Source organism: Paracoccus versutus, assembly GCF_029909795.1.
Taxonomy (GTDB): domain Bacteria; phylum Pseudomonadota; class Alphaproteobacteria; order Rhodobacterales; family Rhodobacteraceae; genus Paracoccus; species Paracoccus versutus.
Genome location: NZ_CP038197.1, coordinates 569,314 through 581,222, shown reverse-complemented (window position 1 = coordinate 581,222; position 11,909 = coordinate 569,314). Strand labels below are relative to the sequence as shown.

Here is an 11,909-nt window from a genome sequence, read left to right as displayed (position 1 = left end):
TTCATGAGCGACAACCTGTTCGACCTTCTCGCCACCCGCATCCGCGACCCCGAGGCCGTGGCCATCGAGACGCCGGCGGGCGAGCGCATCCGCTACGGCGACCTGATCGCCCGCAGCGGCCGCATGGCCAATGCGCTGGCGGGGCTTGGCGTCCAGCCCGGCGACCGGGTGGCGGCACAGGTCGAGAAATCGGTGCAGGCGATCATCCTCTATCTCGCTACCTTGCGGGCGGGGGCGGTGTTCCTGCCGCTGAACACCGGCTACACCCCCGCCGAGATCGGCTATTTCCTGGGCGATGCCGAGCCCAGGGTCTTCGTCTGCGATCCCGCCCGGCAGGAGGCGCTGCGCGAGCCCGCGGAAGCCGCCGGCGCCCGCATGGTCACGCTGGACGCCGAGGGGCGGGGCAGCCTGACCGACGCCGCCGATGCCGCCCCCGAGGCTTTCGCCACCGTGGCCCGCGACAGCGACGACCTGGCCGCGCTGCTTTACACCTCGGGCACCACCGGCCGGTCGAAGGGCGCGATGCTGACGCATGGCAACCTGGTCTCGAACGCCCTGGTGCTGTGCGATGCCTGGCGCTTTGCCGCCCAGGACGTGCTGATCCACGCCCTGCCGATCTTTCACACCCACGGCCTGTTCGTCGCCACCAACGTGGCGCTGTTCTCGGGCGCCTCGATGATCTTCCTGCCGAAATTCGACGTCGACCGGATCTTCGAGGCGATGGCGCGGGCGAGCGTGCTGATGGGCGTGCCGACCTTCTACGTCCGGCTGCTGCAGGAACCGGCGCTGGATGCCGCGGCCACCGCGAAAATGCGGCTGTTCGTCTCGGGCTCGGCGCCGCTCCTGGCCGAGACGCATCGCGAATGGCAGGTCCGCACCGGCCATGCCATCCTGGAACGCTACGGCATGACCGAGACGAACATGAACGCCTCGAACCCCTATGACGGCGCGCGCATCGCCGGCACCGTCGGCCTGCCGCTGCCCGGCACCGAGATCATCGTCACCGACCCGGAAACCGGCGTGGAACTGCCGCGGGGCGAGATCGGCATGATCGAGGTGCGCGGCCCGAACGTGTTCAAGGGCTATTGGCGCTTGCCGGAAAAGACCGCCGCCGAGCTGCGCGAGAACGGCTTCTTCATCACCGGCGACCTGGGGAAATTCGACGAGCGCGGCTATCTGCACATCGTCGGCCGCGGCAAGGATTTGATCATCACCGGCGGCTACAATGTCTATCCCAAGGAGGTCGAGGCCGAGATCGACGCGCTGCCCGGCGTGGTCGAATCTGCCGTGATCGGCCTTCCGCATGGCGATTTCGGCGAGGGGGTTACGGCGGTCGTGGTCCCGACCGGCAGTCCGGCGCTGGCCGAGGCGGGGGTGCTGGCGGCGCTGGCAGGGCGGCTGGCCAGGTTCAAGCAGCCCAAGCGCGTGCTCTTCGTCGAGGAACTGCCGCGCAACACCATGGGCAAGGTGCAAAAGAACCTGCTGCGCCAGCGCTTCGCCGGGCTCTACGACCAGCCGGAAGGGTGCTGAAGGCCTGACAGGGCGCGGCCTGCGGTCGCCAGGCCGTCTCCGTCTTCCCGGGCATGAAAATCTTCGGGTAAAGGACCGGGGGAGGGCTGTGGCCTCTGCCAGGAAAAGCGCATGGCCTTGCATGGGCCCTGGGCCGGCCCGTCCTTTCCCGACAGGTTCCCGGCCCCACCCCGGCCCCAGCCCGGCCCGGTGCGGCCCCAGCCCGGCCCGGTGCGGCCCCGGTGCGGCCCGGTGCGGCCCGGTGCGGCCCAGAGCGGCCCCGGTGCGCGGCAAGGCCCTTGTTCTGGCGCGGTCCGCCCGCGAAAAAGGCCGCCCCCTGCGGGGCGGCCCGGTCTTTCGCCGCTTCGGGCAGCTTACATCATGCCGCCCATGCCGCCCATGTCGGGCATGCCGCCGGCGGGGGCCTTGGGCTCGGGCTTCTCGGCGATCATCGCCTCGGTGGTGATCAGCAGGCCGGCGACCGAGGCCGCATCCTCCAGCGCGGTGCGCACCACCTTGGCCGGGTCGATCACGCCGAACTTGAACATGTCGCCATATTCCTCGGTCTGCGCGTTGAAGCCGAAGGCCTTGTCCGAGGATTCGCGCACCTTGCCGGCAACCACCGCGCCGTCCACGCCGGCGTTCTCGGCGATCTGGCGCATCGGCGCCTCCAGCGCACGGCGGATGATGGCGATGCCGGCTTCCTGGTCCGAGTTCGCACCGGCCAGCCCTTCCAGCGCCTTGGCCCCCTGCACCAGCGCCACGCCGCCGCCGACCACGATGCCTTCCTGCACCGCGGCGCGGGTCGCGTTCAGCGCGTCGTCCACGCGGTCCTTGCGCTCCTTGACCTCGATCTCGGTCATGCCGCCGACGCGGATCACCGCCACGCCGCCGGCCAGCTTGGCCACGCGCTCCTGCAGCTTCTCGCGGTCGTAGTCCGAGGTGGTCTCCTCGATCTGCTGGCGGATCTGGGCGACGCGCGCCTCGATCTCGGCCTTCTCGCCGGCGCCGTCGACGATGGTGGTGTTGTCCTTGTTGATCGAGATCTTCTTGGCCCGGCCCAGCATGTCGATGGTGACATTCTCCAGCTTCATGCCCAGGTCTTCCGAGATCACCTGGCCGCCGGTCAGGATGGCGATGTCCTGCAGCATGGCCTTGCGGCGGTCGCCGAAGCCCGGCGCCTTCACCGCGGCGATCTTGAGCCCGCCGCGCAGCTTGTTCACGACCAGCGTCGCCAGGGCCTCGCCCTCGACGTCCTCGGCCACGATCAGGAGCGGCTTTTGCGACTGGATCACGGCCTCGAGCAGCGGCACCATCGGCTGCAGCGACGACAGCTTCTTCTCGTGCAGCAGGATATAGGCATCCTCCAGCTCGGCGATCATCTTGTCGGCGTTGGTGACGAAATAGGGCGAGAGATAGCCGCGGTCGAACTGCATCCCCTCGACGACCTCGACCTCGGTCTCCATGCCCTTGTTCTCTTCGACGGTGATCACGCCCTCGTTGCCGACGCGCTGCATCGCCTCGGCGATCTGCTGGCCGATGAAGGCCTCGCCATTGGCCGAGATGGTGCCGACCTGCGCCACTTCCGAGCTGTCGTTGACCGGGCGGGCGGCGGATTTGATGGCTTCCACGACCTTGGCGGTGGCCATGTCGATGCCGCGCTTGAGGTCCATCGGGTTCATGCCGGCGGCCACGGCCTTGAGGCCCTCGCGCACGATGGCCTGGGCCAGAACGGTGGCGGTGGTGGTGCCGTCGCCGGCCTCGTCATTGGTGCGCGAGGCCACTTCGCGCACCATCTGCGCGCCCATGTTCTCGAACTTGTCGGAAAGCTCGATCTCCTTGGCGACCGAAACGCCGTCCTTGGTGATGCGCGGCGCGCCGAAGGACTTGTCGATCACCACGTTGCGCCCCTTCGGGCCCAGCGTCACCTTGACCGCATCCGCAAGGATGTTCACGCCCTTCAGCATCCGGTCACGCGCGTCGCTGTTGAACTTAACTTCTTTCGCAGCCATCTGGCTCACTCCTTCCTGAGCAGCATTCTTGGGTTGGATCCTGGGGAACGGCCGTCAGGCGGCCTTTTTCGCGCTGGCCGGGGCCTCGATCACGCCCAGCACGTCGCTTTCCTTCATGATCAGCAGATCCTCGCCATCAAGCCGGATCTCGGTGCCCGACCATTTTCCGAACAGGATGCGGTCGCCGGGCTTGACGTCCAGCGGGTGCAGCGTGCCGTTTTCGCTGCGCGCACCCGGACCCGCGGCCAGAACCTCGCCTTCCTGAGGCTTTTCCTTGGCGCTGTCGGGAATGATCAGCCCGCCGGCCGTCTTTTCCTCGGCATCGATGCGGCGGACCAGGATACGGTCGTGGAGTGGACGGAACGTCATATCGTTCTCCTCATGGACAAACAGATTGCGAGAGGTTCCTCCGCACCGGCCAAGCGACCGGCACGGGGCTTGCGCGACCCGGATGGCATCGCGCGTGAGAGGAATTGGCACGCAGGACGGCGGTTTCAAGGGGTGGCGCGAAAAATTTCGGCACTCGCCGAAGACGGCTGCCAACACATGAGGTTTGCGTGCAATATCGAGTGATTTCAGCTGCCTCGGATCCATGCAGGGTCTTGACCTGCAGCGGGACTGCGCCAAACTTTTTATCATGGAATGGTTTCGTTCAGACTGATGCCGAGGGGTTTCATGACGGACACGTATATCTCTGCCGCCCGCGACCTGGTGATCGAGGGGATGCGCGAAAGCCAGGTCGCCCTGTCGTCGGAGCTGGAATATCACCTTGCCTCGACGCTGGCGCGCTACATGCATCGCCCGATCGCGCCCGACCGCCTGACCGTCCGGCTGATGGACGCGGCGCAACGGCGGGCGCACCGGGGCGAGTCGCGCCAGATCGGGGACGAATGCCTGATCTCCTGCGCCTTCTTCGCGGCGCGGCTGACGCGGCGGGGAGGCTCCATCGTCCATTATGCCGGGCTGGGGCAGAGCGCCTATGAGATCGCGGGGATGCCGGACGTGGCGCTTGGCTTTCCCGACATGCTGGATGTGCTGCAGGCCAGCGGCCCGCATGTCGAGGACCGGCCCGCCCCCTCGAGGGAGGGCGAGGGCGAGCCGGAGAGCAGGATCCTGCTGCTGTCGCCCAGGTTCCGGCACTGAACCCGGCGCTATTCCTCGGGGTCAGGCTCGGCCGCCTCGAGGATGGCGAGCAGCTCGGCGACGCGGCCCTGGGGCAGGGGGCGGCCCTCGTCGATCATGGCCTCGTCGGCATGCAGCCAGCCCCAGGCCTCGGCCAGTTCCTCGGCCGTCGCATCCGTCCGGCTGATCTGGGCGATCAGCGTCTCGTCCACCGGCCCCAGAACAGCCCTGATGTCCTCAAGTCGCATGGCTGTCTCCTGTGATGTTCCTGCGGTTCGTCCCTGTCAGATAGGGGCTTTGCGGGCGGGGAAAAGGGGCGGCGCGCGCCCCCTTGAACCGCCATGCCCTCGCCCTAGATCGTGACTCGCCGGAAGCCCTTGACGGGTCCGGCATGCCGGACGGGCGCCCAGCCCTGCCGGCAGAACGCTTGTACCCATGTTGCTCAACGGAGGATGTGGCTATGAGAACCACTTTCGATTTTTCCCCGCTCTACCGGTCGAGCATCGGTTTCGACCGGATGCTGGACGCGCTCGAGGCCGCGAGCCGCGTCGAAACCATCGACACCTGGCCGCCCTACGACATCGCCAAGACCGGCGAGGACGACTATCGCATCGCCATGGCGGTGGCGGGTTTCTCGCCCGACGAACTGGCCATCACGCAGGAACAGACCATGCTGGTCGTGTCGGGCCAGAAGGCCGGCGAGGACAAGGCCGAGTATCTGCATCGCGGCATTGCCGAACGCTCCTTCCGCCGGCGCTTCCAGCTGGCCGACCATGTGAAGGTGACGGGGGCCGAGCTGCAGAACGGCCTGCTGACCATCGACCTGCGGCACGAGATCCCCGAGGAGATGAAGCCGCGCCGGATCGAGATCGCGGCCAGACCCCGGACCGAGCCGAAACGGATCGAGGCCGGGAAAGAGGCCGCCTGAGCCTGTCCGCCACGCAAACGGCGCCGGGCACCGCCCGGTGCCGGACCCGTTGCCCAGAAAGGAGGAAAATCATGAACGTCCGTGATCTGATCCCCTGGAGCCGCAACGGCGGCAACCAGCTTCCCACCGCTTTCCGCGAGGGCGACCGCGATCCCTTCCTGTCGCTGCATCGCGAGGTGAACCGGCTGTTCGACGACATGTTCCGCGGCTTCGGCGCCGGGCTGCCGTTCCCTTGGCGCGGCCCCCGCATTCCGGGGCGGCTGGCCGAGCGTCGAGATCTCCGACAATGAAAAGGAGATCACGGTGACGGCCGAGGTGCCGGGCCTTGAGGAAAGGGACATCGAAGTCCTGCTGGATGACGGCGTGCTGACGCTGAAGGGCGAGAAACGCTCGGAGGTCGAGGACAAGGACCGGCAATTCTCGGAACGCTTCTACGGCCGTTTCGAGCGCCGTATCCCGCTGGGCGCCGAGATCCGCGAGGACGAGGTCGATGCGCATTTCAGGAACGGCGTGCTGACCGTGACCCTGCCGAAGACGGAAAAGGCGCAGGCGCAGGTCAAGCGCATCGCCATCAAGGGCTGAGCCATCGGCGGGGCGTCGGCCCTCGCCGCCCCGCCCTTGCCGGAATGGGCTGCCCCTGACCCCGGCCGGATCACCTTCTGCGCTGTCCCGTCATGCGGATTGCCGCGCGCAGGGCCAGCGCCGATGCCAGCAGCAATTCCCGGCCCGGCGAGACCTGGTCCGGCGAAACCTTGTCGGGCGAAAGGGGCGCGGCCTTTCCCGCTGCGCCTGCCCTTGCGCCGTCGCGATGGTCCATTCCCGGCGGCGGCGTGTCCGCCTTGACCGCGCCGCGCCGGCCCATCGGCTGCGGCGCGCCCGTGGTGGTGTCGCGGGCGGTCTGCTGTTCGATCTCGGCATTCAGCTCGGCCCCGGCCAGGACCACATAGGCCGAAAGCCACAACCAGGTCAGCAGGACGACGACGCCGGCCAGCGTGCCGTAGGTCTCGGTATAGCGGGCGAAATTGCTGGCATAGAGCGAAAATCCCAGCGAGGCGGCGATCCAGACGCAGACCGCCAGCGCCGCACCCAGGCTGAGCCACCGCCATTTCGCCGCCTTGCGCGCCGGGCCGAAGCGATAGATCACCGCCAGCCCCAGCACCCCGGACCCCGCCAGGATCGGCCAGGCGATCCACGAGATCGCCGCCTGCACCCCGTCGCCCAGATGCAGCAGCCCGGCGGCCAGGGGCAGCACCACGATCAGCCCGATGGCGACGGTCAGGCCGACCACCAGCCCCAGCGTCAGCGCAAATCCGGTCAGGTAAAGCCGCAGCAGGCCCCGCGTCTCGTCCTCGTCATAGGAGATGTTCAGCCCCTCGATCAGCGTCATCACCCCCTTCGTCGCGCCGTAGATCGCGACCGCCAGGCCCGAGATCGCGAGCAGCCCCGTCTGCGTGCCGCCGTCCGTCACCTTGACCAGCTGGTCGCGGATGATCCCGGCGGCATCCGGCGGCAGCAGGGTGAAGATCCGCTCCATCGTGCTGCCCAGATCGGCCGGATCGAGGACCAGCCCGGAAATCGCCACCAGCGCCGCGATGGCCGGGAAGATGGCGATGAGGCCGTAGAAGGCGATGCCGGCGGCGACCACGCCGACATGATCCTGGGCGATCTCGGCCCGGACCCGCCGGAAGATCTGCCTCCAGCCGGGCAGGGGGATCCCGGCGGGGGTTTCGGCGGCATGGCCCAGATCGTCGGCAAGGCGGGCACCATCTGTCGGCATCGGGGAAACCTCGTCCAGTTCGGGATGATCCAGGCGGAACGCGGCAAGCGGCCGCTTGGGTCCAGGGTTCGTTCTGCCGGCGAAAGCTGGGCGTCGTCTATCGATCCCGCGCCAAGCGACATGGCCGCATGCCGTAGCGGTCGTGGAACCCCTGGCCGCGCGGCAGATTGGTTTCAGGCGAGGACTCATCCCAAGCATGATCGCCAAACTGCGGCCCGGCGATCCCGAAAGGAGAAGATCATGGCAAATGTCCCGAAACGCGCCGCGCTTTACCGCATGGTGACGGCGGACCATATCTGTCCCTGGGGGCTGAAATCGCTCGACCTGCTGAAGCGCCAGGGCTACGAGGTCGAGGACCACCACCTGACCTTGCGATCCGAGATCGACGCCTTCCAGGCGCGGCACGGCGTCGAGACCACGCCCCAGGCCTTCATCGACGGCAAGCGCATCGGCGGCTACGACGATCTTCTGGCCTTCTTCGGCAAGGAGGTGAAGGACAGGGACGCGCCGACCTACCGGCCCGTCCTCGCGCTTTTCGCCATGGCCGCGCTGATGGCCCTGGCGACCAGCTGGGCGGCCTTCGGCAGCCTACTGACGGTGCAGGCCGCCGAATGGTTCGTCGCCATCGCCATGTGCCTGCTGGCGCTGCAGAAGCTGAAGGATGTCGAGGGCTTTTCGACCATGTTCCTCAACTACGACCTGCTGGCGCGGCGCTGGGTGCCCTATGGCTACGTCTATCCCTTTGCCGAGGCGCTTGCCGGGGTGCTGATGATGGCCGGGGCGATGATGTGGCTGTCGATCCCGGTGGCGCTGTTCATCGGCACGGTGGGCGCGGTTTCGGTCTTCAAGGCGGTCTATGTCGACGGGCGCGCGCTGAAATGCGCCTGCGTCGGCGGCGACAGCAACGTGCCTTTGGGCTTCGTCTCGCTGACCGAGAACCTGATGATGGTCGCCATGGCGCTGTGGATGCTGCTCAAGCCCGCGGGCATCGGGCTGGGCCATGGCGCCGCGCCGGGAATGTGAGGCGGTGCCCTGGCCGCGCAATGCAGGCGGCACCAACCCGCCCGCCTGTCACAAACCCCGCCGCCATCTCGTCATGGTTCTGCAGGAAGCATTGATGGAGAAACCAACCATGACCGCACGTCTCGACTATTTCAAGGCGGCGCCCGCGGCGATGAAGGCGATGCTGGCGCTGGAGACCGCCAGCCGCCAGCTTGCGATCCCCGCGGCCCTGCGCCAGCTGGTGAAGATGCGCGTGTCGCAGATCAACGGCTGCGCCTATTGCCTGGACATGCACGCCCCCGAGGCCCGCGAGGCGGGCGTGCCGCAGCAAAAGCTGGACGTGCTGGCGGCCTGGCGCGAAAGCCCGGCCTTCTACGCCCGCGAACGCGCCGCCCTCGGCTGGGCCGAGGCGCTGACGCGGCTGGAGACGACGGGCGCGCCGCAGCGGGACTACGACGCGCTCGCCGCGCAGTTCGGCGAGGCCGAGCGGGTCGAACTGACCCTGGTCATCAACGCGATCAACGCCTGGAACCGCTTTGCGGTGGGGTTCCGGTCGCAGCATCCCGAACGGACCTTGGGCGATGGAAGCTGACCGGCATGCGCAGATCTTCCAGGGCCAGCGCCGCCGCCTGGCGGGGCTGGCCTATCGCATGACCGGCTCGGTCGCCGATACCGAGGACATCGTGCAGGATGCCTGGCTGCGCTTTGCCGGGCAGGATCTGCGCACCATCGAGCGGCCGTCGCGCTGGCTCGGCGCGGTGGTCACGCGGCTTTGCCTCGACCACCTGAAATCCGCGCGGATGCGGCGCGAGACCTATGTCGGCGCCTGGCTGCCCGAGCCGCTGGTCGAGGACGCCGCGGCGGGGGCCGAGCAGCAATGGATCGTGACCGAGGACGTCGGCATCGCCCTGATCCTGACGCTCGACGCGCTGTCGCCCGAGATGCGCGCGGCCTTCATCCTGCGCGACGCCTTCGACTACGATTTCGAGGAGATCGCCGCGGTGGTCGGCCGCAGCCCGGTCGCCTGCCGGCAGCTCGTCTCGCGTGCGCGGCGCAGGCTGGCGGGGGCCGCGCCCGCATCCTCCGTCCAGCCCGACGAGGCATTGCCCATCGTCACCGCCTTCTGGCAGGCCAGCCGACAGGGCGACATGGAGGGCCTGCTGCGGCTTTTCGCCGAAGAGATCGAGGTCCATACCGATGGCGGCGGCAAGGTGCCCGCGGCCATCAACGTCCTGCGCGGGCGGCGGCGGGCGGCCGGGTTCTTTGCGGGCATCGCGCGCAAATGGCCGCATGCGGCCGATGCCGTCCCGCACCTGTGCCGGATCAACGGCTCGCCCGGCTTCGTGCTGGTCAAGCCGGGGGGCGTGGTGCAGACCACGGCGCTGGCGATCCGGGAGGGCCGGATCGCCGCCATCTGGATCATGCGCAACCCCGAGAAGCTGCGGCACCTCTCGCCGCGGGTCATCGCCGGCTAGGGCCGAAGGCCATGCCGCCGCGACGCGCGGATCGGCCGGACGCCGCCTCTGGGGACAGGCTCGGGCACGCCTGTCTGCCCGTTTCCCGCACGGCCAGGAACATCCTGCGGGTTTCCTTGTTGCCTACCCGTTGCCGTTGAAGGCGTGAACCCTGCAACAGGAAAGGACCATGACATGCGCAAGATTGCCGATGCCCGGATTCTCATCCTCGCCACCGATGGATTCGAGCAATCCGAACTGGAAGTTCCGCGCGACCGGCTGAGCGAGGCGGGCGCGACGGTCGAGATCGCCTCGCCCGGCGGGGAAAGCATTCGCGGCTGGCAGGGCGAGGATTGGGGGCAGAGGGTCCATGCCGACCTGGCCCTGTCCTCGGTCGATGCCTCGGCCTATGACGCGCTCGTGCTGCCCGGCGGCCAGATCAACCCCGACAAGCTGCGCATCGAGCCAGGGGCGGTCGACCTGGTGCGGCGCTTTCACGACGAGGGCAAGATCGTCGCCGCGATCTGCCACGGCCCCTGGCTGCTGGTCGAGGCGGATCTGATCCGGGGCCGCAAGGTGACATCCTACAAATCCATCCGCACGGACCTGGTGAATGCGGGCGGGGTCTGGGTCGACGGCCAGGCGGTGACGGACGACCGCATCATCACCGCGCGCAGCCCGGCCGACCTGGATGCCTTCTGCGACGCGATCCTGGCCGAGCTTGGCTGACGAGGGGCAGGGCGGATCGCGCGCGGTCTTGGCCGTCCCGGAAGCCTCGCCGTCCTGGCCCCGCAACCATCCGCGCAACCATCCGCGCAACCATCCGCCCCGACCGGCGTTGAGCCCGCGACCATCAGCCGGATCACCAGATGCCCAGGGACACGCCCGCCCCTTCGGACCCCGTCGCGGCCGCGAAACAGGCCGGGCTGGTGCATGTCAGCGACGACATGCCGGGGATCACCCGCATCCGCGCGGGCAAGGGGTTTTGCTATCGCGATCCCCAGGGCCGGCGGATCACCGACAATGCCGAGCGCAGGCGGCTGGCGGCGCTGGCGGTGCCGCCGGCCTATACCGACGTCTGGATCTGCCCCGATCCGCGCGGCCATATCCAGGCCACCGGCAGGGACGCGCGCGGGCGCAAGCAATACCGCTACCACCCCGGTTTCCGCGCCTTCCGCGACAGCGCCAAATACGATCACATGCTGGCCTTTGCCCGGCTTCTGCCCAGGATCCGCGCCTGCGTCGCGCGCGACATGGCGCTGCGCGGGCTGCCTGAGCAAAAGGTGCTGGCGACGGTGGTGCATCTGCTCGAGACCACCATGATCCGCGTCGGCAACGGCGACTATGCCCGCCGGAACCGGTCGCACGGGCTGACCACCTTGCGCAGCCGGCATGTCAGGCTGGAGGGCAACCAGCTGCGGTTCCGCTTTCGCGGCAAGGGCGGCAGGGAATGGGACCTGGGCATCCGCGACCGCCGCGTGGCCCGGATCGTGCGCAGCATGCAGGATCTGCCCGGCCAGGCCCTGTTCCAGTATCTGGACGAGGAGGGCGCCCGGCAGAAGATCACCTCGACCGACGTGAACGACTATCTGCGCCGGATCTCGTGCAGCGAGGTAACGGCCAAGGATTTCCGCACCTGGACCGGCACGGTCCTGGCCGCGCTGGCCCTGTCGGCATATCCCGCCTGCGAGAGCCAAGCGGCGGCGAACCGCAACATCCGCGAGGCCATCGAAACCGTTGCCGGCCATCTGGGCAATACGCCGGCGATCTGCCGCAAATGCTATGTCCACCCCCGGATCATCGAGGCTTACCTGGCTGGCGAGCTGAAGCTGGGCCCCTGCCGCAAACCCGCCGGCGACCCGCAAAAGCCGGGGCTGCGGCACGAGGAAAGGCAGGTGCTGAATTTTCTCGGCCGCCGGCTGCGCGCCTGACCCGGACATTCGCGGGACAGGCGCGCGAAGGCCGCGGCCGTCGGGACCGCGACCTCCCAGCGCCGCGCGGCGAGGACGCGGCCCTTCCCGGCGCGGCGCTTTGGCCGAGGGGCGGCAGGACGGATTCCCACCCTGCAATCCGGATGTTCGGTCCGCCCGCGCAACAGACCCACG

14 protein-coding genes are annotated in these 11,909 nt (G+C 68.5%); 10 read left to right on the top strand and 4 right to left on the bottom strand.

Annotated features, from left to right (window positions below; translation table 11 throughout):
• Window positions 1-3: 3 nt before the first annotated feature.
• Window positions 4-1,530 carry a malonate--CoA ligase gene (locus E3U25_RS13900; protein ID WP_116222799.1) on the top strand — a complete coding sequence of 509 codons (1,527 nt, stop codon included), beginning with the start codon at window positions 4-6 and terminating at the stop codon, window positions 1,528-1,530.
• A 353-nt stretch (window positions 1,531-1,883) separates the two neighbouring features.
• On the opposite strand, the gene groL is transcribed toward E3U25_RS13900, so the two are convergent.
• Both groL and E3U25_RS13890 read right to left on the bottom strand, forming a co-directional pair.
• The gene (gene groL / locus E3U25_RS13895; RefSeq protein WP_036761420.1) at window positions 1,884-3,521 is read right to left on the bottom strand and encodes a chaperonin GroEL; all 1,638 of its coding nucleotides are present in this window, start codon (window positions 3,519-3,521) and stop codon (window positions 1,884-1,886) included.
• 54 nt (window positions 3,522-3,575) lie between these two features.
• On the bottom strand, window positions 3,576-3,890 hold the full coding sequence (locus E3U25_RS13890; protein ID WP_036759641.1) for a co-chaperone GroES: 315 nt from the start codon (window positions 3,888-3,890) through the stop codon (window positions 3,576-3,578).
• A gap of 306 nt (window positions 3,891-4,196) precedes the next feature.
• Here E3U25_RS13890 and E3U25_RS13885 point away from each other — a divergent pair, with 306 nt between their 5' ends.
• Window positions 4,197-4,664: a hypothetical protein gene (locus E3U25_RS13885; protein ID WP_036759639.1), complete on the top strand. Its 468-nt coding sequence runs from the start codon at window positions 4,197-4,199 to the stop codon at window positions 4,662-4,664.
• Window positions 4,665-4,672: 8 nt separating this feature from the next.
• Here E3U25_RS13885 and E3U25_RS13880 read toward each other — a convergent pair whose 3' ends face one another.
• Window positions 4,673-4,891 carry a hypothetical protein gene (locus tag E3U25_RS13880; RefSeq protein WP_036759637.1) on the bottom strand — a complete coding sequence of 73 codons (219 nt, stop codon included), beginning with the start codon at window positions 4,889-4,891 and terminating at the stop codon, window positions 4,673-4,675.
• A gap of 212 nt (window positions 4,892-5,103) precedes the next feature.
• On the opposite strand from E3U25_RS13880, the gene E3U25_RS13875 reads away from it, so the two are divergent.
• From E3U25_RS13875 to E3U25_RS13865, 3 genes are all read left to right on the top strand, one after another.
• Window positions 5,104-5,571 carry an Hsp20 family protein gene (locus tag E3U25_RS13875; RefSeq protein WP_116222798.1) on the top strand — a complete coding sequence of 156 codons (468 nt, stop codon included), beginning with the start codon at window positions 5,104-5,106 and terminating at the stop codon, window positions 5,569-5,571.
• Window positions 5,572-5,642: 71 nt separating this feature from the next.
• Window positions 5,643-5,861: a hypothetical protein gene (locus tag E3U25_RS13870; RefSeq protein ID WP_244295319.1), complete on the top strand. Its 219-nt coding sequence runs from the start codon at window positions 5,643-5,645 to the stop codon at window positions 5,859-5,861.
• 13 nt (window positions 5,862-5,874) lie between these two features.
• Window positions 5,875-6,153: an Hsp20/alpha crystallin family protein gene (locus E3U25_RS13865; protein WP_244295317.1), complete on the top strand. Its 279-nt coding sequence runs from the start codon at window positions 5,875-5,877 to the stop codon at window positions 6,151-6,153.
• Window positions 6,154-6,223: 70 nt separating this feature from the next.
• Here the strand turns inward: E3U25_RS13865 and E3U25_RS13860 are convergent, their stop codons facing one another.
• Window positions 6,224-7,348 carry a YihY/virulence factor BrkB family protein gene (locus E3U25_RS13860; protein ID WP_116222797.1) on the bottom strand — a complete coding sequence of 375 codons (1,125 nt, stop codon included), beginning with the start codon at window positions 7,346-7,348 and terminating at the stop codon, window positions 6,224-6,226.
• A 240-nt stretch (window positions 7,349-7,588) separates the two neighbouring features.
• Here E3U25_RS13860 and E3U25_RS13855 point away from each other — a divergent pair, with 240 nt between their 5' ends.
• The 5 genes from E3U25_RS13855 to E3U25_RS13835 all read left to right on the top strand — a co-directional run bounded on the left by E3U25_RS13855 (window position 7,589) and on the right by E3U25_RS13835 (window position 11,735).
• Entirely contained in the window at window positions 7,589-8,371 is a 783-nt protein-coding gene (locus E3U25_RS13855; protein ID WP_116222796.1) for a MauE/DoxX family redox-associated membrane protein, read from the top strand.
• 94 nt (window positions 8,372-8,465) lie between these two features.
• Window positions 8,466-8,942 (top strand): carboxymuconolactone decarboxylase family protein, encoded by a 477-nt coding sequence (locus tag E3U25_RS13850; protein WP_244295315.1) that lies wholly within the window; start codon window positions 8,466-8,468, stop codon window positions 8,940-8,942.
• Window positions 8,932-9,825, top strand: a complete 894-nt coding sequence (gene sigJ, locus E3U25_RS13845) for an RNA polymerase sigma factor SigJ (RefSeq protein ID WP_116222795.1) — start codon at window positions 8,932-8,934, stop codon at window positions 9,823-9,825. Before E3U25_RS13850 ends, sigJ begins: the two co-directional genes overlap by 11 nt.
• 174 nt (window positions 9,826-9,999) lie before the next feature.
• On the top strand, window positions 10,000-10,533 hold the full coding sequence (locus E3U25_RS13840; protein ID WP_116222794.1) for a type 1 glutamine amidotransferase domain-containing protein: 534 nt from the start codon (window positions 10,000-10,002) through the stop codon (window positions 10,531-10,533).
• Between the two features lie 140 nt (window positions 10,534-10,673).
• A complete protein-coding gene (locus tag E3U25_RS13835; protein WP_116222793.1) occupies window positions 10,674-11,735 on the top strand; it encodes a DNA topoisomerase IB in 1,062 nt (353 codons plus the stop codon).
• Window positions 11,736-11,909 lie beyond the last annotated feature (174 nt).